The 21,674-nt window shown below is 52.2% G+C and carries 20 protein-coding genes and 1 tRNA gene; 5 read left to right on the forward strand and 16 right to left on the reverse strand.

Annotated features, from left to right (window positions below; translation table 11 throughout):
• Positions 1-11 precede the first annotated feature (11 nt).
• The 11 genes from dppB to JHD74_RS02655 form a co-directional block, all read right to left on the reverse strand.
• A complete protein-coding gene (gene dppB, locus JHD74_RS02605) occupies positions 12-1,031 on the reverse strand; it encodes a dipeptide ABC transporter permease DppB (protein ID WP_024527786.1) in 1,020 nt (339 codons plus the stop codon).
• A gap of 162 nt (positions 1,032-1,193) precedes the next feature.
• Positions 1,194-2,801: a dipeptide ABC transporter periplasmic-binding protein DppA gene (gene dppA, locus JHD74_RS02610; protein WP_024527785.1), complete on the reverse strand. Its 1,608-nt coding sequence runs from the start codon at positions 2,799-2,801 to the stop codon at positions 1,194-1,196.
• Positions 2,802-3,369: 568 nt separating this feature from the next.
• Positions 3,370-3,972 carry a helix-turn-helix transcriptional regulator gene (locus JHD74_RS02615; protein WP_199061562.1) on the reverse strand — a complete coding sequence of 201 codons (603 nt, stop codon included), beginning with the start codon at positions 3,970-3,972 and terminating at the stop codon, positions 3,370-3,372.
• A 255-nt stretch (positions 3,973-4,227) separates the two neighbouring features.
• On the reverse strand, positions 4,228-5,013 hold the full coding sequence (locus tag JHD74_RS02620) for a hypothetical protein (protein ID WP_199061564.1): 786 nt from the start codon (positions 5,011-5,013) through the stop codon (positions 4,228-4,230).
• 129 nt (positions 5,014-5,142) lie between these two features.
• Positions 5,143-5,706 (reverse strand): fimbrial protein, encoded by a 564-nt coding sequence (locus tag JHD74_RS02625; protein WP_199061566.1) that lies wholly within the window; start codon positions 5,704-5,706, stop codon positions 5,143-5,145.
• A gap of 10 nt (positions 5,707-5,716) precedes the next feature.
• Complete coding sequence (locus JHD74_RS02630) at positions 5,717-6,217, reverse strand: fimbrial protein (RefSeq protein ID WP_024527779.1); 501 nt, start codon at positions 6,215-6,217, stop codon at positions 5,717-5,719.
• A 12-nt stretch (positions 6,218-6,229) separates the two neighbouring features.
• Positions 6,230-6,730, reverse strand: coding sequence for a fimbrial protein (locus JHD74_RS02635; RefSeq protein WP_199061568.1), 501 nt, complete (start codon positions 6,728-6,730; stop codon positions 6,230-6,232).
• A gap of 177 nt (positions 6,731-6,907) precedes the next feature.
• The gene (locus tag JHD74_RS02640; RefSeq protein ID WP_199061629.1) at positions 6,908-7,657 is read right to left on the reverse strand and encodes a fimbria/pilus periplasmic chaperone; all 750 of its coding nucleotides are present in this window, start codon (positions 7,655-7,657) and stop codon (positions 6,908-6,910) included.
• A 72-nt stretch (positions 7,658-7,729) separates the two neighbouring features.
• Positions 7,730-10,258: an outer membrane usher protein gene (locus JHD74_RS02645; protein WP_199061570.1), complete on the reverse strand. Its 2,529-nt coding sequence runs from the start codon at positions 10,256-10,258 to the stop codon at positions 7,730-7,732.
• Positions 10,259-10,311: 53 nt separating this feature from the next.
• Positions 10,312-10,854 carry a fimbrial protein gene (locus tag JHD74_RS02650; protein ID WP_024527775.1) on the reverse strand — a complete coding sequence of 181 codons (543 nt, stop codon included), beginning with the start codon at positions 10,852-10,854 and terminating at the stop codon, positions 10,312-10,314.
• 91 nt (positions 10,855-10,945) lie between these two features.
• On the reverse strand, positions 10,946-11,473 hold the full coding sequence (locus JHD74_RS02655; RefSeq protein ID WP_024527774.1) for a fimbrial protein: 528 nt from the start codon (positions 11,471-11,473) through the stop codon (positions 10,946-10,948).
• A gap of 383 nt (positions 11,474-11,856) precedes the next feature.
• On the opposite strand from JHD74_RS02655, the gene JHD74_RS02660 reads away from it, so the two are divergent.
• From JHD74_RS02660 to JHD74_RS02675, 4 genes are all read left to right on the forward strand, one after another.
• Positions 11,857-12,594 carry a winged helix-turn-helix domain-containing protein gene (locus tag JHD74_RS02660; RefSeq protein ID WP_199061572.1) on the forward strand — a complete coding sequence of 246 codons (738 nt, stop codon included), beginning with the start codon at positions 11,857-11,859 and terminating at the stop codon, positions 12,592-12,594.
• A 1-nt stretch (position 12,595) separates the two neighbouring features.
• Positions 12,596-13,060, forward strand: coding sequence for a hypothetical protein (locus JHD74_RS02665; protein WP_199061574.1), 465 nt, complete (start codon positions 12,596-12,598; stop codon positions 13,058-13,060).
• A 243-nt stretch (positions 13,061-13,303) separates the two neighbouring features.
• Positions 13,304-13,594 carry a DUF6516 family protein gene (locus JHD74_RS02670; RefSeq protein ID WP_233169418.1) on the forward strand — a complete coding sequence of 97 codons (291 nt, stop codon included), beginning with the start codon at positions 13,304-13,306 and terminating at the stop codon, positions 13,592-13,594.
• 2 nt (positions 13,595-13,596) lie between these two features.
• On the forward strand, positions 13,597-13,944 hold the full coding sequence (locus JHD74_RS02675) for a glycosyl transferase family 1 (protein ID WP_024484222.1): 348 nt from the start codon (positions 13,597-13,599) through the stop codon (positions 13,942-13,944).
• 295 nt (positions 13,945-14,239) lie between these two features.
• On the opposite strand, the gene JHD74_RS02680 is transcribed toward JHD74_RS02675, so the two are convergent.
• The 3 genes from JHD74_RS02680 to JHD74_RS02690 all read right to left on the reverse strand — a co-directional run bounded on the left by JHD74_RS02680 (position 14,240) and on the right by JHD74_RS02690 (position 16,784).
• A tRNA-Pro gene (locus tag JHD74_RS02680) sits at positions 14,240-14,316 on the reverse strand.
• Positions 14,317-14,441: 125 nt separating this feature from the next.
• Positions 14,442-16,136 (reverse strand): kdo(2)-lipid A phosphoethanolamine 7''-transferase, encoded by a 1,695-nt coding sequence (gene eptB, locus JHD74_RS02685; protein ID WP_024527770.1) that lies wholly within the window; start codon positions 16,134-16,136, stop codon positions 14,442-14,444.
• A 222-nt stretch (positions 16,137-16,358) separates the two neighbouring features.
• Entirely contained in the window at positions 16,359-16,784 is a 426-nt protein-coding gene (locus tag JHD74_RS02690) for an organic hydroperoxide resistance protein (RefSeq protein WP_024486966.1), read from the reverse strand.
• 131 nt (positions 16,785-16,915) lie between these two features.
• On the opposite strand from JHD74_RS02690, the gene JHD74_RS02695 reads away from it, so the two are divergent.
• A complete protein-coding gene (locus JHD74_RS02695; protein ID WP_024527769.1) occupies positions 16,916-17,515 on the forward strand; it encodes an HD domain-containing protein in 600 nt (199 codons plus the stop codon).
• A gap of 454 nt (positions 17,516-17,969) precedes the next feature.
• Here JHD74_RS02695 and JHD74_RS02700 read toward each other — a convergent pair whose 3' ends face one another.
• Together JHD74_RS02700 and bglF are read right to left on the reverse strand one after the other, a co-directional pair.
• A complete protein-coding gene (locus JHD74_RS02700; RefSeq protein WP_199061576.1) occupies positions 17,970-19,370 on the reverse strand; it encodes a glycoside hydrolase family 1 protein in 1,401 nt (466 codons plus the stop codon).
• Between the two features lie 23 nt (positions 19,371-19,393).
• Positions 19,394-21,271 (reverse strand): PTS beta-glucoside transporter subunit IIABC, encoded by a 1,878-nt coding sequence (bglF, locus tag JHD74_RS02705; protein WP_024527767.1) that lies wholly within the window; start codon positions 21,269-21,271, stop codon positions 19,394-19,396.
• Positions 21,272-21,674: the final 403 nt, after the last annotated feature.

Here is a 21,674-nt window from a genome sequence, read left to right on the forward strand (position 1 = left end):
CAGAGCGCCCCTTATTTCTTGTGGCGAATACGCGGGTTGACCACGCCGTAGAGCACGTCTACCAGCAGGTTAACCAGAATAATCATACAGGCGACCAGCAATACGCCGCCCTGAACAACCGGGTAATCACGGCGTTGCAACGCATCCATCAGCCAGCGGCCAAGCCCCGGCCAGGAGAAGATGGTTTCGGTCAGGATCGCCCCGGCCAGCAGAGTACCGACCTGTAGGCCGATCACCGTCACCACCGGCAGCAAGGCGTTACGCAACGCATGCACCACGATCACCCGCATACGGCTCACACCCTTGGCGCGCGCGGTACGGATATAATCTTCACCCAGCACTTCCAGCATGGAGGAGCGGGTCATACGCACGATAACCGCCAGCGGGATGGTGCCCAATACGATGGCGGGCAGGATCATATGCATCACGGCGTCGATGAAATCACCCGGCTCACCCCAGATGAGGGTGTCGATCAGCATAAAGCCGGTTAGCGGCAGGCTGTCATCGAGGAAGACCGTATCGCTTATTCGCCCCGATACGGGCGTGAGGTTGAGCTGTACCGAAACCAGCATGATCAGCATCATGCCCCACCAGAAGATCGGCATTGAATAACCGGTCAGGGAGATACCCACGGCGGTATGATCAAACACCGAACCTCGCCTGACGGCCGCCAGCACCCCCACCGGGATACCGACAATCACCGCGAAGAGCATCGCGCACAGGCCCAGTTCCAGGGTAGCCTTAAAGCGCGGCACAAACTCTTCCCACACGGAGATGCGGCTTTTGAGGGACGTCCCCAAATCGCCATGCAGCACGTTGGTGACGTAATGGAAGTATTGTTGATAGAGCGGTTTATCCAGCCCCATCTCTGCCATGAGTTGTGCATGGCGCTCTGCGGAGATCCCGCGTTCCCCGGCCATAATGGTCACCGGATCGCCGGGGATCATATGGACGAATGCAAAAGTCAGCAACGTTATGCCGATAAACGTTGGGATAACTAACCCCAAACGTCGGAGTATGAACTGCAACATATCCCGAACTCTCTGTATAAAGTGCCCGGCAGCTCATCGTCCGCCAGGCTTATTAAAACTCACACGCTTCACGACATTCTTCTGGGGACGGGAATGCAGGGGCGCAACGTATTGCGCCCCTGCAGATTAAGTATCCCAGTCCTTCAACCCGCCTTGGTAGGCTTAGTCCAGAGAAACGTTCTCAAAGTGATGTTTACCAAGCGGGTCGACCACATAGCCCTTCACTTCTTTACGCACTGGCTCGTAAACGGTGGAGTGGGCAACAATCAGCGCCGGAGCCTGATCGTGCATGACTACCTGAGCCTGCTTGTAGAGTGCGACGCGTTTGTCGTGGTCCGCTTCGGCACGGGCCGGTTGGATCAGATCCTCAAACGGCTTGTAGCACCAACGGGAATAGTTGGAACCATCTTTGGCGGCCGCACAGCTGAACAGCGTGGCGAAGAAGTTGTCTGGATCCCCATTGTCACCGGTCCAACCCATCATCACGGTCTGATGCTCACCGTCTTTGGCACGCTTGAGGTATTCGCCCCACTCGTAGGTGACGATCTTGGCATTGACGCCAATCTTCGCCCAGTCGGACTGGATCATCTCAGCCATACGACGTGCGTTCGGATTATACGGACGTTGTACCGGCATCGCCCACAGATCGATGGAGAAGCCATCTGGCATGCCTGCTTCTTTCAGCAGCTCTTTGGCCTTGACCGGATCGTAAGCGTAGTCTTTGACCTCGTCGTTATAGCCCCACATGGTTGGTGGGATCAGGTTCTTGGCAGGTTGACCCGCCCCCTGATACACCGCATCCACGATGGCCTGCTTGTTCACCGCCATGGTCAGTGCCTGACGCACCTTCACGTTATCCAGCGGCTTCTTCTCGGTGTTGAACGACAGGTAGCCGACGTTCAGGCCAGGCTGTTCCATCAGGTTGATGGTTTTGTCCTGCTTCATACGAGCGATGTCTGCCGGGTTCGGGTACGGCATGACCTGGCACTCGTTTTTCTGCAGCTTGGCGTAACGCACAGAGGCATCTGGCGTGATGGAGAACACCAGGCGATCGATCTTCGGCTTGGTGCCCCAGAAACCGTCAAAGGCCTTGTAGAGGATTTTAGAGTCTTTCTGGTACTGCAGCAGTTGGAACGGCCCGGTACCCACTGGGTTCAGGTCCACTTTCTCTGGCGTACCGGCTTTCATCATCTTGTCGGCATATTCAGCAGACAGGATGGAAGCGAAGTCCATGCCCAGGTCAGCCAGGAATGGCGCTTCTGGACGGGTCAGCGTAAAGCGAACGGTGTTGTCGTCTACTTTCTCGACTTTGCTGATCAGATCCTGCATGCCCATACCCTGGAAGTATTCATAGCTGCCGCCAGAAACCTTGTGGTAAGGGTGGTTTGGATCAAGCTGACGCATGAAGGAGAACACCACGTCGTCGGCATTCAGTTCACGGGTAGGTTTGAAATCTTTGCTGTCCTGCCACTTCACGCCTTTGCGCAGGTGGAAGGTATAGGTTTTACCGTCTTCGCTGACGTCCCACTTCTCTGCCAGGCCGGGTTCCAGTTCGGTGGTGCCCAGTTTGAACTCAACCAGACGGTTATAGATTGGCACTGAGCTGGCATCATAGGTGGTGCCGGAGGTGAACAACTGCGGGTTGAACCCTTCAGGAGAACCCTCAGAACAGTAAACCAGCGTCTTTGCCTGCACGCTTGCCGCAACGGTCAGCGCAATCAGGCCGATACCGAATTTCAGAATCCCTGATTTACCCAAGGAACTTGTCATCGCTAGTGCTCCGTATGTGATGTGGTGTGTGTATTACCGCCAGAGCCTAATATTTTTTGTTACGCGGCCTGTGCGGTCAGTGCCCGAAGGCAGGAGGAATAAAAAGCGCGAGAATGCCGGATGGAACGCATCACGGCAGGGCGTTTGAGCGAGTGAATTTCACTCATACACCTCTCACTCTTATCCCTGAGGGTACCAAATTGCCAACTGTTTGGGGTGCCGTCAATATAACCAGTAGGGATTTACCTAGACTGTGAGAAACAGCAAGCAAACATAAAAAAAACCTTTCAGCAACATTTACAGCATTAAAACTTGTGCTATGGGTTAAATCTTGGCGTCATGAACCAATGTTCATGACCAATCCAGCATTAACCTCCAATAAAAAACCAAAAAAGATTATTGCTGAATGATGAATATCTGAGCGGTTATCTTTGTGATCCCGGTAAAAGACAGGAGGAAATGCTGGAGCACTCCCCGAAAGGGGGAGCTGGGTTGAGGGGCGGTGCGTAGGGGGTTTGCCACCAGGTTTTCCCCCTCCAGACGCCACTGTTGCCGGTTTGAGTTATCGTCAAAATAGAGTCCGCGGGTTAAATTCCAGGCCGCCATTGCGTAGCCAGTCATACAATTCACTGTTGCGCCTGAAACCCAGCTTGCGCATCGCCGTGAGTTTATGGGTGCTGACGGTTTTGACGCTAAGTGAGAGTTTGTTGGCGATCTTCTCAGGGGTTAATTCCCATGAGATCCCTTGCAGAACCTCACGCTCGCGTGGGGTCAGGTGCAAACTGCGACATGCTCTTTTCGAATTGGCGATCAAAGACGACTGACTTGCCTGTTCAAACATTTCCTCGACCAAGCGCAGCACGGCATCAGGCCTTGCCTGGCGGCTTAATACCGCGCCTTGAGGCCGGTTTCTTACATTCTCAGCCGCCGTATCCCGGATAAAAATCGTCCCGATTAGCCGCTCCCCCGGATTTTCCCTGCAAGCATTGAGCCTCGCCGCCCCGCCAAAGGGTTTGGCACAGACCATCAGGTCGATCGCTATCCCTGGCGTCACCGGTACAAAACGCCACGTATAGCCTTTCGCCAGAAAATACTCCTGCAAAATATGCTGGATACCCTGTGCGAAATAACGGTTGCTATCCTGGATAGCGATAACAATACGTGGCTTCATTTTACTTCCTTATAATTTGAGACATAATATTGGGTATTTCGGCATGGTGTTTTGCTGAAAATCAGCATCTACCCAGAGCAGGTGTATGGCTCCCTATCGGAATTATTCTGCTTGCACGCCCCTATATCTCACTAATATCTGCGGTGTTTACCCTGGTAACATTTATACAATTTATGAAGCTGCCTCAACACTCTGTTAAATAATGCTCTGATTCTTCATAGCCATTGTTAATAACATAAATCAATAAACACACCATCATTCCGTAGTTACAGCAATAATCAGCGAGCCACTATATTCCCCCCCAACAATTTCCTTAGCTGCGCTCCGTAATTCAGAGCGAACGGTAAATATTCTGTAGGTGTCCACACGCTTCAAGACCCCCTGTTCAGCAGATATTCCGTCAATAGAAATAAGCGACTTAAGCGTGTCAGGGCCTTTAAGTGTCACACCACCATTATTGGGGTAGTAATTTAAAGCTTGTACCCGCACGTTGGTAGATCCGGTACAGTTAACAGAGACCTCTGTCTCGGCTCTATCTAGGTTGACCTTAGTACTGGCCACTAGATGATTTATGGTACCGCTACCGATATAGCAGGTTAATGGTGGTGTAACCGGCGGATCTGGCTTCTCTGGCGGTAAACCAGCATCAGGGTTTTGGTTGCAGCCTCTGGGGTAGTCTTGCAGGTATTTCTGAGTAATGATGGTTAGGCAAAGACTAGGGCCAGTCTCAAGCATGGTTTGGCCCTGCACTCTGAGCGCATTTCGCACTTCATCCAAGGTAGCACTAGCAGGAAGTTTGGCAAGGATTAGGTCGTCCTTAATGGAATAGAGCCTTATTTGACATCCTCCTCCTGCGCAAGGCAATCCGGGCTCCACGTTTATAACATTGATCGTATTGGTTATGACAAACACATATCCATTCACGTCTTTCCATGTTATTTTCCCTCCGTGTATCATAGCAGAACTATAAGAACTCACTGAGTAAGGTAAGATAAAAGAAAGTATAAAAAACATAAAAAACCGGGTCACTGAAATATTCATAATTCAACCTGTTTTAGTACCGCACGTAGAGAAGTCCGCGCCATCGTTTTTTAGCCACATGCCGCCCCTGACAGCGTATTAGAGGAATAGCAGCCCCAACTATTCTCTATTGGTGGCTCTGACACCACGTTATTCATAATCGAGTCTAAAGGTAGCAGAGGCGCTGAAGAGGCCGCGCTCAATGGTTTTATTCGCGATCGCTTTGGGTTCCCCTTGTACATAGGCCTTCAGAGCAATGATATTGCTGCCGGCCTGCAACGTGTATTTCCCACTGGCCTTATTAAGCGGCAGCGGTTTGGCCTGCGCTGTCTCCAACCCTATCGCTATCCCCATGGCCTCACTGCTGCCGTCGATAGCCAGCAGTCCCGGCAAGGCGCTGTTTTCGGTGCCGGTAAAGGTCACTCTCACCGTCTTGCCCAGCGTCAGGTCACATTCCACCAGGTGTATCTCGAACGACTGCCCCAGCGTACGCGTGTTCAGGTACAGATACTTGTCGATAACCGTACCAAAATCCAGCTGGATATCTTCGTCACCCGGCAGTATCACGCACGGCTCCGTCACCAAGGCACCGTACAGACGTACGTTTTTTTCCCCGGCCGCCAACGTCGGGTTGGCCGTCAGCGCGGCAAGCAAGAGAACTAACCCCATCCCCACTACGGCACGGTCAAAATAACGGCCTGTCTTGCGTTCCATTTCGGGCTCCTTATTGGTAGTCGGCTCGTAGCGTTGCCCAGGACTCAAATGCTCCTTCCGTCAAGGTGGCCCTCGCATTCTTCACCGGCACCGCCTCCAGACGCGGTGGGTTAGCCAAATCTATCTTCAGCGTGCTGTTTGGCGTAAACGGCTGGTCATTCTGGTAGACCCGGATGCCCAGGTTCGCCTTGTCCGTCAGCAGCGCCTCACTATCGAACCCCGCCACACTGCCGCTCAGACTCAGCGTCAGCGCCCCGTTACCAATGGCAGCCTCCAGGCAGGTTATCTGGTAGTTCATCATCTGGCGGTAGTTCACTCCATCCACCTTGTTGATACCCACCCGTTCGCCGAAGTTTACCTCTATCCGGTTGTCGTCGTTGATGGTGCACGGCGGCGGTGTTATCAGCGTGCCGTGGAACGTCATGTCAGCCCCGTTATCCTTCGCCTGTGCCGTAACGACAACGCCCATCAGGCCGCAGGTCAGTAACAGGGCTCTTATCGTTATGCTCATACTCTGCTCCCGTTACTGGTAATCCACTTTCATCGTCGCACCCGCCGTGAATTCGCCACCCGTCAAGGTAGCCCCACTCTGCTTGACCGGAATGGCCCATAGTTCCGGTTGGTTAGGGTAGGTGAAGTTCAGCCAGCTGTTGATTGCCAGTTTATTGCTACCCCGTTGCAGCTTGATCCCCAGCCCCGTCTTGGTGGTTTTCAGCACCGTGCCGTCAAAGCTGGCCCCACTTCCCTGTAACTGCAGTTTCATCGCATTGGAAGTAGCATCCTTACAGCCCAGCGTATAATTCACCGGCATACGGTAGTGATCGCCGTCCACCCTGGTCGTCATCACGTCACCGAATTCCACCTCAATGGGTCGGTTATCGTTAATGGTGCAGGAGGGAGGTGCCAACACCGTCACCTTAATCGTCACCGTACTGGTCGTCGCGCAGAGCATCAGCGGCATAGCCATCAGCAAACCACTAAGACCAACGAGCCTATTCCAACGCACAAAGCTCCTGTTATCCATGACTCGCTCCATCAGTCATCACTCAGATGAAAATCCACCACTGCCAAGTTACTGCCCGTTACCAAAGCGGCTGGCGTACGTTCAGAGGTGACGGCGTTGGCACTCGTTGTTCTTGCCCTTTCCATTCATGTCCCCTCCCGTCTCTCCTCCTGCCCATCATGATGGTAAGAGCGCAACTCAACCGCCTTTCTTCTCTGGTACCACGGTGCAACTGCTGCCGTTACAGCTAAAACTCAGCTGCGGCCGGCCACCGTAGTCGTTGACGTAGGTCAGTACCGGGCTGTTGCCCACCGCCGCCGCGCTCACCGTCAACGGCAGGCTGCTCTTTGGCGGCACCATCATTGGCTCGAAGCCTTTTACCCCGGCCCCGGCTTTTTTGCTGTTGGCATCCACGATCGTGACGTAATACGGCGTAGGGTTGTTGACCATATACTTTTCACCCTGTTTGCTCAGCGTCATCTGTTCCTGCGGCGGCGCGGCGTTTGTGTCCATCGTAATTCCCGCCGGGCGGTAGAACAGCTTGATGCGCGTCTGCAGCGCAATCTGCAACGTGTTCGCTTTGCTGCTCTTCGGCGGGATTTCACGCAGGTTGAAGTAGTAAAGGGTTTCCTTGTCCTGTGCCAGCAACTTGGCCGCTGGCAGCGCCTGGATCTTTACCTGGCTCGGCTTGCCTGGCTCGATACGTTGCACCGGCGGCAGCACCGTGAGTGGGCTCTGGATTTTGTTGCCCTGCTCATCCTCAATCCAGCCCTGCGCCAGATACGGCAACTGCTTGTTCTGGTTACTGACATTCAGGCTCACCGACTTCTGGCCGCCGTCAAAAATCACCCGCGTGCGATCCAGCGCGATAGCCGCCTGGGCCTGCTGTGTGACCAGTGTCCCCAAGAGGACAGCACTCTTGAGCGTAAGGCCAAGAGACCGTTTCATCGTTTGCTTACTTTGCATTATCTGTTTCCCAGCCTTAGCGGCCTTGTTAAAAGGTTACAAGGGGAACGCCCCTTAATCTGCTGACGAACTGACCAGGCGGCAAGGCAGTAGCAAGGTGTTCATCAACATATCGGCAGGCAGCAGGGCAGGCATCTGCACCTCGCACTGTAGCTCCCCGCCCCAGTGCACCGTCATGCTTTCCCCGGCGTTGATACCACTCAGGTAGACGCTGCCGCCATCGTTGACTATCCCGGTTTCTTGCCGCCGTGCGTTCATCACCGTGGCCCCAAACGGCGGTTCGCTCCCATCAGCCAGTTTGAGTATCACCATCGCTTTTTCGCCAGCAATCACATCAAACCGACGATAGCCAATCGCCCCTTCGGTCAGCGTTGCCTGTACCACCGACGTCGTCGCTTCCGCGTTATCACCCAGTTGGTTCAGGTCGATGCTGGCCTTGTTGCGGTAGTAACTATTCACATCGCCTATCACCGCCTTACCCCAGAGGTTGGTCCGGCTGGTGCTGCCATAGCCGCGCACCGGCACACCCGCCACGCCGTTGGTGTCAATCAGCATCCGTGTCCCTCCCTGCCTCCCGGCGCGGTGTAGCGCACCGCCCTCGGCCGTCATTGTCATCCCGCCCTGCATCGTCATGCCGAAAGCGCTGAAGTTATCCTGCTGATAACTGGCATTGGCACTCATGCGGGCAATATCCCCCTCACGGTTGTAGTAGCCGCTAAGGGAGGCCCCACTGCGCGAAGCACCCATATTCAATTGGTAGTTATTGTGTTCATCCAGCCGCTCGTAATATCCCACCCGATGCGTGGACTCATCGCGGCTCACCGTCGTGTTGTAACTCAACGTCGAGCCGTTGCCCCACGGCAGTGACAGCGATAAATAGGCGCCATCATCATTGGAACCATTGTATTGATTGCGATACGCCGTGAGTGACAGGCTGACGTTACGCAGCTTGCCAATATCGAAATAACGCGATAGCGACAGGCTGTACCTATCGTTAGCAGGCCGATCCCAATAGGTTTCGTGGTTGTAGTTGAGATAGCTGCTCAGCCCCCATTCACGGAACTGCTTGTTGAAGGTGATGGTGTACATCTCCTTGCCGTTGCGGGTACGTTGGCCATAGTCACGCGCGTCCAGGTACTCACTCATGCTCATAAAGTCCTGCTCAGAGAAGCGGTAGCCGGCAAAGGCAATCTGGCTGTCGTACTCGTCAAAGCTCTTCGAATAGCTCAGGCGGTAAGATCCACCACTGAACGTACCGCCTTGTTGAGGCAGACGCGCCCTTGATTGGGTTGCATCAAACGACAATGCCCCGAATGCCATTAAGTCACGACCGATGCCTACCGACAGTGCGTTATAATCCCCGCCAGCCAGTGCTCCGCCATACAGCGACCAACCATTACTCACCCCCCAGGAAAACTCCCCGGTACCAAACAGAGGACCACGCAAACGGTGTTGCCAGCCCGACGGTTTGCCGGCCGCCAATTTGAACCGTATTGCCCCCGGGCGCGTCAGATATGGGATACTGGCGGTGTTCAGAACAAACTCCTGCACGCTGCCGTCCTGCTCTTCCACCCGCACGTTCAGCTCTCCGGTTACCGCATCGTTGACATCCTGGATACGGAATGGCCCCGCAGCCACCTGGGTTTCGTACAGGACTCGCTCCTGCTGACGGATAGTGACCTTGGCATTGGTTCTGGCGACCCCAACCACTTCTGGCGCGTAACCCCGCAGGTTTGGCGGCAGCATGTTGTCATCCGACACCAGGCTTACGCCGCTAAAACGAAAGCTGTCGAACAGGCCTGAATCCAGGTAGTTCTCCCCCATCGTCAACTTCGAGCGCAATGCCGAAATGGCGCGGTAGGCGTAATAACGGCTCCAGTCGAACTGCCTGTTCGTAGGGCGGCCAGACCCCGCCTGATGAGTAAGGTTAGTCTGCCAGTCTGCCCGTAAACGCCAGGACCCCAGGTTGGCCCCGGCAATACCATTACCGCTCAGGCTGTAGCTGCTCGTCCCTTGCTTAAGCTGCCTTTGCGTCTGCGTATTGAGGTTATAATCCAGCAAGAGACCTGGTAGCCCCTCTTCCCAGCGTGACGGCGGATCCCAGTTATCGGCGGTATACTCCAGATAGGCCTGAGGGATATTCAGATACAGGGTTGAGGTGGATAAATCGCCACGCACTTCCATACCTTTCAGACTGGATTCATCCAGACACTCCCCCTGATGCCACCAGCGCAAATCCTTGGCCGCGCCCTCTTTCAACCCTAACTGCGCCACCAAAGCTTTACCGACACAGGCCCGGCTGTCATTCGGATCCCCTTCCGGTGGGTAAAACGATATCGCTTGTTCCGACAGATCGTTTTTATTGATATGTACGGACATGCCGTAGGTACCCGGCATGATGTAACCGCCGCGGGAGAAGTGGCTCAGATCGATATTTTTGCGGTCATGCACATCCAGTACATCCGTATTGAACTGAATATCCTCGGCGGCGTACACCACGGTCGACGCCGTGCTCAACGCCAAAGAAATACAGACGCTGAGTGCCTGAAGACGTGTCAGCTTCTCTACAGGTGACAATCCCATATCCCTAACCTTTTTATTAATGCCTTATTCCTGTGGCAATGTCTTAATAGCGTTTAGAAATAATCCAATTTAAAACGAATGGAAGAGACGTATTCACCGGACTTTAAAACATGGTTATTGGCCACCAGATTTACGGCATAACTCAACACCATGTTCTGAGGATTAATCGTTTCCAATGGCAAGGGTTTGCCCGGCCGGGCAATATTGCCACCAAGATCACTAATTTTCAGCGCCACACCGGATGCCGTGCCTTGCACGGTAAATAGCCCCCCTTCGCTATCTCCATCAAAGGTCACCTGAAAATTCTTCCAGTCAGGTAATTGACGGCCAAAGCGCTCCAACTCACAATCACTCAATTTAATGAAAAAATTTTTACCCCGGCCCTGACCATCACGAACAATATCCTCTATAGAGATCGCATCAATCTCAACGGTTTGGTCTTGGCTCTCTACGGCAATAGCACAGGCAGTATCAATAATGGATCCTTGCATATTTACACGTCCCCATCCCAAGGCAGCATGTGCGGCCAAAGAAGAGAAAGATGCCGTAATAAATAGGTAAGAAAACACGGCGATAATAGGGGTTACATTCCACATGGCAAACTATCCTTGACGCTATCGTCCTCCAAAAAGGCATGCGGATCCCTCCACATGCCCAAACAGATTATGCCTATAATGACGTAGCCGATTACTGGTAGGCTAAAGTGAAGTTGGCAACCGTCTCGAATTTGCCTTCGGTAACCGCGGCAGAAGCCCCATCACCCTGCAGGTAAGCACTGAAGTTCAGGGTATTATCGCCATTTTGCAGTTCCTGGAGAGCTGTTGCCTTAGTCAGCTCAATCGGGCCGTTAACATCTTCAATAACGATGCTGGCACCACGCCCAGTACCCAGACGGTTTTTGACCGAGCCGACGTTACCATTGAAGGACACGCTCACTTTGTTCTTGGCATCAGGCCCGGTACCGATTTCGCAATTCTCCAGATCAATGGTGAAATCATGCGAACTTGATTTGCCGCCGTCCTTAAGGGCAACTTTAGAAATCTGACCCAGTTCAATCGTCTGTTCGGCAGACTTTTGGGTGATGGAGCATGGAGCATCAATAATTGAACCGTTAAAGGTGATTTTACCGTGCCCCTGGTCTTTCACTGCGGCGTGTGCCACAGAAGACATACCCAAAGCCACTACTGCTACCATCATGATCTTGTTCAGTTTCATGCAAAAAATCCTTAAAATGAAAATTCCATAAATTTCAGTTTTCAATGGATGCGAGATCCATGTGTTTTATCGCCAGCCCCCTAAAACAGCTTTCTTCGTGTCTTTGGCAAGGCCAGTAAAACACAAGCAGCCTCAAGCCTGCCGATGTGGATAAATCTATCATCAAAACAAAAATTAGATATTTGTATTAAAAATTTGCAATTATTTAGATTTTTATTTCCAACAGTAAGAGTTATTCACACTTAATTATCAAAAAACCAAGGGTTAACAAACATTACTAGATTTAAGTATTCCATCTATAAATACGGAGTATTCTTAATAGTTTGACTGGCGTATGAATTACCTATAAAAAACCTTTCTCGCATACTTAACGGGTATTTTTTATGCTTTACATCATCAATGGGGTGATTCAATATTCACCAAAATTAAAAGAGCTATCACTGGTTCAAGAGGAGCAAAACTCATTGGTTTTGTCTAATCAGGCCTCACGCCTATTAATGGAGTTGATAAAAAACGCAGGTAATGACTTAAGCCGCGATTACTTGCTGAAACATACTTGGGAGGATTTTGGGCTCACACCATCAAACAACAACCTTTATAGCGCGGTGAGTGAGTTAAGGAGAGCTATAGCAAGCCTTGGCATCACGGAGAAATTTATCATTACCATCCCCAAAGTAGGATTCAAATTTAATTGTAGTATTGATTTTTTACCCACAGAAACAAATGCATCACAAAAAGAAAGCGAGGAAAAAAACTTAAAACCAGTAAAATACAATCAATCAATCAGTTTGTTTTTTGCATTCTGCATAACAGTGCTTGTAATTCTTTATTATTCAATTATGGAGTCGAAGGAGATAAAAATGAAAAAGTCCACTCCTTCCTTAGTGGAGGTTTTTGAGAAATGCCATATTTACTCATTGGATAACCCACTATTACATATTAGAGATAAAATACTGGATGATGTGCTTGAGCGAGCAAACTTTAAGGAGGAGTGTAAAACCAAGGACTACAATATATATTACAGCGATTTAAAATCAATAGATGACTATGTTTTTATTGGCGCATGTCTTAAATCCCAGGATGACAAAAAAACAAAATGCTTCAGCATCAGGTATGACTAACATGAAAAAAAACATCCTATTAATAGCCATAATCATATTAACCCTGGCGATTTTCATTTATATCCATGAGAAAAAAACAAAGGATAGGGAGTTACTATTCTCGTGTGATTACAGCATTCAGTTGCATTTAAAATCAGTAAAAACCAGTATATTTCAACAAGTTAATATTTTCTTTTATGATGATAACTCAGGATTTCAAAGCGCTTTTGGAAAAATGGAGATAGAGGGGGAAAAACACACCATCGATAATGATAACTTTTTTATTTATAATGAAACAGACAAAAATGGAACCTATACGGTCGAGTATAATAAAACAGTAAAAAAATTTAATGACAACACACCGGATAACTCATGGGGTGACCTTCGGAATAGAACCTCTGTCTATTACATGACTTTCCATAAGCTCGATGACGATGTTTTTCTAATCAGAGGGCGTGGGTTCCCAATGTTTCTTTGCACCCAATAACTGGTTTATCCCCGCCGCCCCCCAAAGCCCTAGGTGGCGGGGAACTATTCACTGCATTTTCTCGTTGCTAGCCCCGACTTTGCGAGAGAACTCGCACCATCAAACTAGCCCTCTTGCCAGGCTCTGCTGGCCCTAACACTATTGATACCTAGCTAGATATGGACAACATCTTTGTCATATGCCCAAGTGTTGTTATCGTTGACAACACCTGAGGGTGTTGTTATTTTGAACAACAGGAGGGAGATGAAATTGCCTTCTCAACTCATCTTTCAGGACAGGATCGCGCTGACGGAAACCGAGTTTGTGCAGATGGTTATTTGGTTTGTCGAACCCGCAGTCAGAGCCAGTGCTCATCACTATAAGTACCGATTCGCCTATGTGAAAGACGGCATCTGCCGCTTACGCTATGACAACGAGGCAGGCAAAGGCGATCATAAACATCTGGATGAAAAACAACATCCCATCCATTTCACCAGCCCAAAAGCGCTGATACGCAGTTTCTTCGATGAGGTTGCACAGCTAAGAGGAGACTAAAGTTGAATACAGTCACCATCCGAGTCGCTTCTCTTGAGGAAGCGCAACGCTCTATGGAAGCCGCCTTGGAAGGCGATAAACAGTACCAGGGGAGTTACATTACTTTTCTGGATTGGGATTCGTTATGGAAGACACTCTCGCCCAAAAAAATGCATATCTTGCACTGCATGACCGGGGCCGGGGAACTCTCAATCAGAGAGGTTGCTCGTCGCGTTGAGCGGGATGTTAAAGCTGTGCATACGGATCTTCAGGCGTTGTTGGCTTGCGGCATCGTTGATAAGGGTACAGCCGGGGTGATATTCCCCTACGACCAAATCCATTTCGATTTTGTCATTGGCAAGGCAGCCTAAAAAACTACTGACAAATCTCCTCCGGCTCACCATGTAGGGGCGCTGCATGCTGCGCCCGCTCTCATCCTCATAAACGCCAGACGTAAAAAAGCCCGCTTGAAAAAGCGGGCTTTCTTGAATGTGGTCGGCGAGAGAGGATTCACTCGTATCATCCATGATACTCGCCCCTTCGGGGTATCGCAGACGCGATATGCAAATCTGTTCCCGACAGATTTTTCGACCTCCGCGGAGGTTCTCATCCTCATAAACTTCAGACGTAAAAAAACCTGCTTAAAAAAGCAGGTTTCTTTGAAATTGGTCGGCGAGAGAGGATTCGAACCTCCGACCCACTGGTCCCAAACCAGTTGCGCTACCAAGCTGCGCTACTCGCCGATGCGGGGCGCATCTTACTGCTGGGCCGTATACGCGTCAATCTCTTTTTCACCACCTCATACCAAGTGGCGCTAAAAGCGCCAAACAGGCCAGTATCTGAGCGGATACGGCCTTTCTGGCTCGGTTTACAGCGCTTTGGCGTCCGCTTTGCTCTGCGGGAGGCGGCACCAGTTATTGCTCTCAACAATACCACCGTCTGGCGAGGTGTAACCCAGGCAGCCGAGGATAGAGTCAAACAGCTCTACGTGGCGGTGCGGTTGACCAACCCGCTGTTGAGCCTGCAACTGCTCAAACGCACTCTTATGCTGCGGGTCTTCGAGGTATTTATCGGAAGCCCAGACGATCATCGGCACACGGAACTGCTCAGGTGGGGCCATTTCACGCGGCGTACCATGCAGATGCGAGTTTTCGCCAATGGACTCGCCATGGTCGGCCGCGTAGAACACGATAGCCTTCTTATCGCGCACCTGGTCGATGACGCTGTCGATAAAGGTATCGGTGTACAGCACCGAGTTGTCATAGGCGTTAATCAAGCGCTCCTTGGAGCAGAACTCATCTACGCCCATACATTCCGGCTGATAACGAGCAAAGCTACGCGGGTAGCGCTGTGAATAGAGGTAATGCGAGCCTTTGGTATGCAGGATCACCAGATGCTTGCCATTGGGATGGCGAGCCAGCGACTCTTTCATCTCATCCACCAACAGCATATCGTCCACCGATTTACCGTCGTTACGCTTCTCTGAGGCGATCATTTCACGGAATGAGTAATTATCCACATCGGTATTGTTGTAGAACCACACCTCGCTCTGCATTGCGAACAGCTCGGAACTGAAGCCCAACGCTTTCAGTACGGCAAAGATATTCTGCTCTTTCAGGGTTCGCTGCGGGTTATCCGAAGTGCCATGCTCACGCACAAACATGCAGCGTAACGAAAGCTTGGTGGAGGTATCGCAAGACTCCCCCCGGAACGCCACCAGGTTTTTCTCCTGCGACAGCTTAGGCGTGGTATCACGCTCATAGCCCAGAATACCCATATGGTCCCAGCGAGTCGTTTCACCAATGATAAACACCACATAGGTATCATCGATGCCCTCAGGGGCAACATAGGTAAAGTTCTTGCTGGGATCGAACATGTTGGCTGCGTCCGAGCTTTCATCGTAACGGGTGTAGGCAAACAGCCCCAGAGCCGAAAGCCAGTTGGAAGGCAGATAAGAGTGCGCAACTACCCCACCGTAGCTCGGCAGATCGATATTGGTGATCTTTTCCTGGGCGTTTTGTTCTTTGTCCAGAGTACGCAGCGGCAACCACACCAGTGCGACCACCGCCAACATGATCAACAGTGGCTTAAGGCGCTGTCCTGGGGTTTTCATCTGTTCAATGAGGGTGTAGCGCAGGTTATTGCTCCAGATACATAGCAACGGCAAAGCGCTGACCACGATCATCCACAGCACAAAGTTCAGCCCAATCACCTCTTTAGAGAGATCGATATCGGTCGTCATCACCGAAACGATAATCCCATAGCCAATCACCACGTTGAAGAACGTCATGTAGTAACTGGCTGCAACGGAGATCAGCACCAGCAAAGAGGCGACGATACGGTAAAACAGCCGGCCCCCCAAGGATACCAGCCGCATGATAAAGAAGGTGAACAGGACAATGGCGATGACTTCTGTCACCGCAGAAACCACCTTGATCCCCTGGATGCCGTGCGCAAAAGAATCAAAACGACGATAGAAAACGGAAAGGTTTAAAAAGATGCCGATATAGATCGCTAACAATAACGATAAATTCTGCTGTGATAGCGATTTAACTTTGTTCATGTAACGCAGTGGCTCCGGGCTTCAAGTTCTGAAACCATCAGACAGTCGATATGCCCTCAGGTTCAGCCGATGGGCAATAAGCACTATTCTGCAGAACAGAATCAAGAAAAATCTCATCAAACGAGCATTTTTTGCCACTTCTTGTAGGGAGAATAGCGGGAGACAAGGCCTGGGAATGGGGGAGCATTGCCCCCCTCTTTCACCGGTTTTTGGCAGGAAACATTATTTAATATTAAGGGTTACATCGATATTGCCGCGCGTGGCATTGGAGTAGGGGCAGACCACATGGGCTTTCTTCACCAAGTCTTCCGCGACGCTACGCTCAACGCCCGGCAGGCTGATATCCAGCTGAACCTCAATGCCAAAACCGTTGGGGATCTCACCGATACCGACGGTGCCCTCGATGGAGGCTTCGGCAGGGATTTTCACTTTTTCCTTTGAAGCAACAAACTTCAGTGCCCCCAGGAAACAGGCCGAATAGCCCGCGGCAAACAGTTGCTCAGGGTTGGTAACCTCTCCGCCTGCCCCGCCCATTTCTTTCGGCACGCCTAATTTCACGTCCAACACGCCGTCAGATGAGGTTGCACGGCCGTCTCGGCCACCGGTTGCCTTGGCATGGGCGCGATAAACCACTTTCTCAATAGACATAGATCGTTCCTTTTCGGGTTGGTGACCCGATCCAGTGTAGACCATTCTGTGCGGAGCCCAGGCTCGCACAACTGACGTTAAGCACGGTATGCTAAGTTCTATCTATCGGATGCCGCAGGGAAATCAAAAGCATGACTGACACATTGGCCGAACGCGCCCGCCGCTATGCCACCAAAGCGCATGGAGCGATCGATCAGCGCCGTAAATACACTAACGCCCCGTATATTGTGCATCCACAGGCAGTGATGGAGATTGTCAGCAGCGTGCCGCACAGCGAAGAGATGCTGGCTGCGGCCTGGTTGCATGACACCGTGGAAGATACCCCCTCTACGCTGGCCGATATCGAAAGCCATTTTGGCCCGCAGGTTGCCAGCCTGGTCGCAATGCTGACCAACGTCAGCGTCGGCAGCGCGGAAAATCGCTATCAACGCAAGAACCGCGATCGACGCCACAGCGCCAGTGCCTCCCCACAGGCCAAAACCATCAAGCTGGCCGATTTGATCGACAACACCCGCTCCCTGCTGCAATACGACAGTCACTTTGCCAAAACCTATCTGGTGGAGAAACAGCGCCTGCTGGAAGTGCTGACCGAGGGCGATCCACAGCTGTGGCGGCAGGCTAGCCATATCATCGAACAGGGTTTGCAGGCGCTGCTGCTACCACCGCATAACGTCCCGGCCCGTTGGTTTGACCACGCCCGGCAGCGATACCAGGAAAACGAGGTGGCATAAGCTTGAGATAGGAGGGAGACATAAGCACTGTGATGGCCCCTCACCCTAGCCCTCTCCCACAGGGAGAGGGGACCGTTCGAGTTGACTATCAGTTACAGAAATTACCTGGCCATTGCCGCCAATCAGCTCCCTTTTAGGCAGGACAAAACGATCACAGCACCCGACCGCAACACCGTGGCAACTCCCTTTTGGGCAGGACAAAGCGATCGCTGCACCCGACCGCAACACCGTGGTAACTCCCTTTTGGGCAGGATAAAGCGATCGCAGCACCCGACCGCAACACCGTGGCAATTCCCTTTTAGGCAGGACAAAGCGATCGCTGCACCCGACCGCAACACCGTGGCAACTCCCTTTTAGGCAGGACAAAGCGATCACTGCACCCGACCGCAACACCGTGGCAGCTCCCTCTCCCTGTGGGAGAGGGTTGGGGTGAGGGGCATGTTTCCCTCAGTAATTACTTGATTTTCAAGCTGCTGCCGTTGCTGTGGATCACATCGCGATACCAGTAGAAACTCTTCTTGCGGCGGCGTTCCAGGCTACCGTTGCCCTCATCATCGCGATCGACATAGATAAAGCCGTAGCGCTTCGCCATTTCCGCTTTGGAAGCGCTGACCAGATCGATCGGCCCCCAACTGGTGTAACCCATCACCTCAACCCCATCGTCGATCGCTTCTGCAACCTGCACCAGATGGTCGTTGATATAGTCAATGCGGTAATCGTCGTTGATGCTGCCGTCGGCCTCAATGCGGTCTTTCGCCCCCAGCCCGTTCTCGACGATAAACAACGGTTTCTGATAGCGGTCATACAGCACGTTGAGCAGATAGCGTAGCCCCACCGGGTCTATCTGCCAGCCCCATTCCGAGCTTGCCAGATGCGGGTTAGGTACCATGTTGAGGATATTGGCACGGGCGGTCTTGTTCTGTTCTTCGTCGGTGGTCACACAGCCACTCATATAGTAACTGAACGAGATAAAGTCGACGGTTTCGCGCAGCGCCTGCTTATCTTCCTCGGTGATCGTCACCTGAATGCCGTTCTCACGGAAGAAACGTTTCATATAGGCCGGGTACGCACCGCGCACCTGCACGTCACCAAAGAACATCCAGTCGCGGTTCTGGCGTTGGGTTTCCAACAGATCTTGCGGCTTGCAGCTCAGCGGATAAAGAATGCCGCCCAGCAACATATTACCGATCTTACCGTCCGGCACGATCTCATGGCAGGCTTTTACCGCCTTGGCGCTGGCCACCAACTGATGGTGGATCGCCTGGTAAATCTCGCTTTTACTGCTGTCTTCAGGCAGGCCCACACCGGTGAACGGCGCATGTAGCGACATGTTGATCTCATTGAAGGTCAGCCAGTGTTTGACCTTATGCTTGTAACGCTCGAACACCGTGCGAGCATAACGCTCAAAAAACGCAATAAGCTTACGATTACCCCAACCGCCGTACTTTTGCGTCAGTGCATAGGGCATTTCGTAATGCGACAGGGTGATCAATGGCTGAATGCCGTATTTGGCCATCTCATCGAACAGCCGATCGTAAAACGCCAGCCCGGCTTCATTCGGCACATCTTCATCCCCTAGAGGGAAGATGCGCGTCCAGGCGATCGAGGTACGCAGGCACTTGAAGCCCATTTCGGCAAACAACGCGATATCTTCAGGGTAACGGTGGTAGAAATCGATCGCCACATCCTTGATACCGCTGTCTCCGGCAACGCGCGGCGTCAGCCCCCCAAAGATCCCTTGGGGTTGCAGATCTGACGTTGAAAGGCCTTTGCCATCCTCCAGATACGCCCCTTCAACCTGATTTGCCGCGACCGCGCCGCCCCATAGAAAATGCTGTGGAAATTTGCAACTCATCGCTTTCTCCTCAAAAAACCTGATTAACGTAATAGTGTCAGCAACGGTGCCTGTTCCTGCACCGGGCTTTGGCCGCTGGTAAGCACATCGACATAGTCGTCGCTGTTGCTGATGATGATCGGGGTGGTGGTATCGAAACCTGCGGCACGGATCGCCTCTTGATCAAACTCGATCAGCAGATCGCCCTGTTTAACGCGATCGCCCTCTTTGATATGGGCGGTAAAATGCAGACCGTTAAGCTTGACGGTATCGATACCCACGTGGATGAGCACCTCGGCGCCCTCATCCGATTCGATGCCGATGGCGTGCTTGGTTTTGAACAGCGATACCACACAGCCATTGACTGGGGCCACCACACGGCCCTGGTGCGGCATAATGGCCACGCCTTTACCCAGCAGGCCGCTGGCAAAGGTGGCGTCCTGAACCTGCTCCAACGGGAGGATGTCGCCAGCAATCGGGCTGGTAACCTGCTGCTTGCGGTTGAGCGGTGCCTGTGGAGTTGGGGCTGCTGCCGCTTCAACCGGTTGTTCCGCTGGCGGTACGATGCCGAACAAATAGCTGGCAATGGCTGCAAACACAAACGACACCAAGGTACCGGCGATCGCCCCCAAGACCGTCGCATCAAAGCCGCCCGCCGGAATGATCTGGGCAAAGGTGAAAATACTGACCAAACCAAACGAGTAGGTTGCCGTGTGGAAGTAACCGATCACCGCCCCACCCAACGCCCCGCCGATACAGCCGAAAATAAATGGCCGTTTGTTTGGCAGCGTGACTCCGTATACCGCAGGCTCGGTAATCCCGAAGATACCGGCGGTAACGGCAGAGCCCGCCATCACCCGCAGCTTGGCATCGCGGGTACGCAACATCACGCCCAACGTGGCCCCCACTTGCCCCATCACCGCAGGTAACAGCAGTGGAGACAGGGTGTCACGGCCAAACACGCTCATATTGTTGAGCATCAGCGGTATCAGCCCCCAATGCAGGCCGAAGATCACACAGACCTGCCAGGCCGCGCCCATAAAGGCACCGGCAACGATCGGGTTGAAGGCATAAATGGCCTGATAACCGTTGGCCAGCATGTGGCTCAGCCAGGTGGCCGCCGGGCCAATCAGTAAGAAGGTGAGCGGCACCGTGATCACCAGACACATCAATGGCGTCACAAAATTACGCAGTGCGCTGTGCAACACGCGGTTAAATAGCGGCTCCAGGCGGCAGGATACCCAGGCGGCAAAAATGATCGGAATGACCGACGAGCTGTAGTTGATAAAAGTAATAGGAATGCCGAGGAAATACTCCGGCTGAGCCCCCGGGACCTGTGCCGCGTCAAAAGCCCCCATCATCAACGGATGCGTCAACGCCCCACCGATGGCCATGGTGACAAAGACGTTACCGCCAAATTTCTTACCGGCGGTGTAACCCAGCATGATCGGTAAGAAATAGAACAGTGCGTCGCTGGAGGCAAACAGCAGCTTGTAGGTGCCGCTACTCTCCAACAGCCAACCACAGGCCAGGCTCAACGCCAGGAAGCCCTTGAGGATCCCCGAGGCCGCCATCACACCGAGCAGCGGGGTGAAAATGCCGGAAACCACGTCGATAAAACGGCTGAGCAGGTTTTCCTGTTTATCTTCTTGTGCATTGGCTGGCGTTTCCTCACCTGCGCCAAGCTGGGCATTCAAGGCGTTATAAACCTCTCCTACGTGGTTACCTACCACCACCTGAAACTGGCCGCCGCTTTCCACGACCATGATGACGCCTGGGTTTTTCTTCAACGCCTCCGCATCTGCCTTGCCGTGTTCTTGCAGTTTAAAACGCAGACGGGTGGCGCAATGCACCAGGCTTTTCACATTGTCGCGGCCACCGACGCCGGCCAAGATCTCACTGGCTAATTCCTGATATTTCATGGTTGCATCCTTAACGCTTAACCTTGCTGCTCCCCAGCTACGGCGATGGCCAATCGTCGTGGAGGAATTCAGCGCAAAAAAAAACCTAAACCTCGCGGCCTCTGATCCCAACGTGGGGAAACAGAAACTCGAGGTTTAGGTTTTGCCTGCTAAAGCAGTGACAACCCTAAATCGGTTGAGCTATGACGGTAACATTCTGTTTTTCAGTGCGGCAAGGCTTTCCGCCGTAAAGTTGCCGAAGTGTGATCTGGTAGACAAAATCCCCCTACCGTACTCCCGCGTTTTAGTGTCGGTAACAAGCCATAAAAAACATTATTAACACTTACCTATTTCCGAAGTGTAATTTACAGTAAAGGTATGTCTAGATAGGCAAAAAAACATAACCAATAATGACTAAAGTCAT

It is taken from the genome of Serratia sp. ASV30 (assembly GCF_016428815.1).
Taxonomy (GTDB): Bacteria; Pseudomonadota; Gammaproteobacteria; order Enterobacterales; family Enterobacteriaceae; genus Chania; species Chania fonticola_C.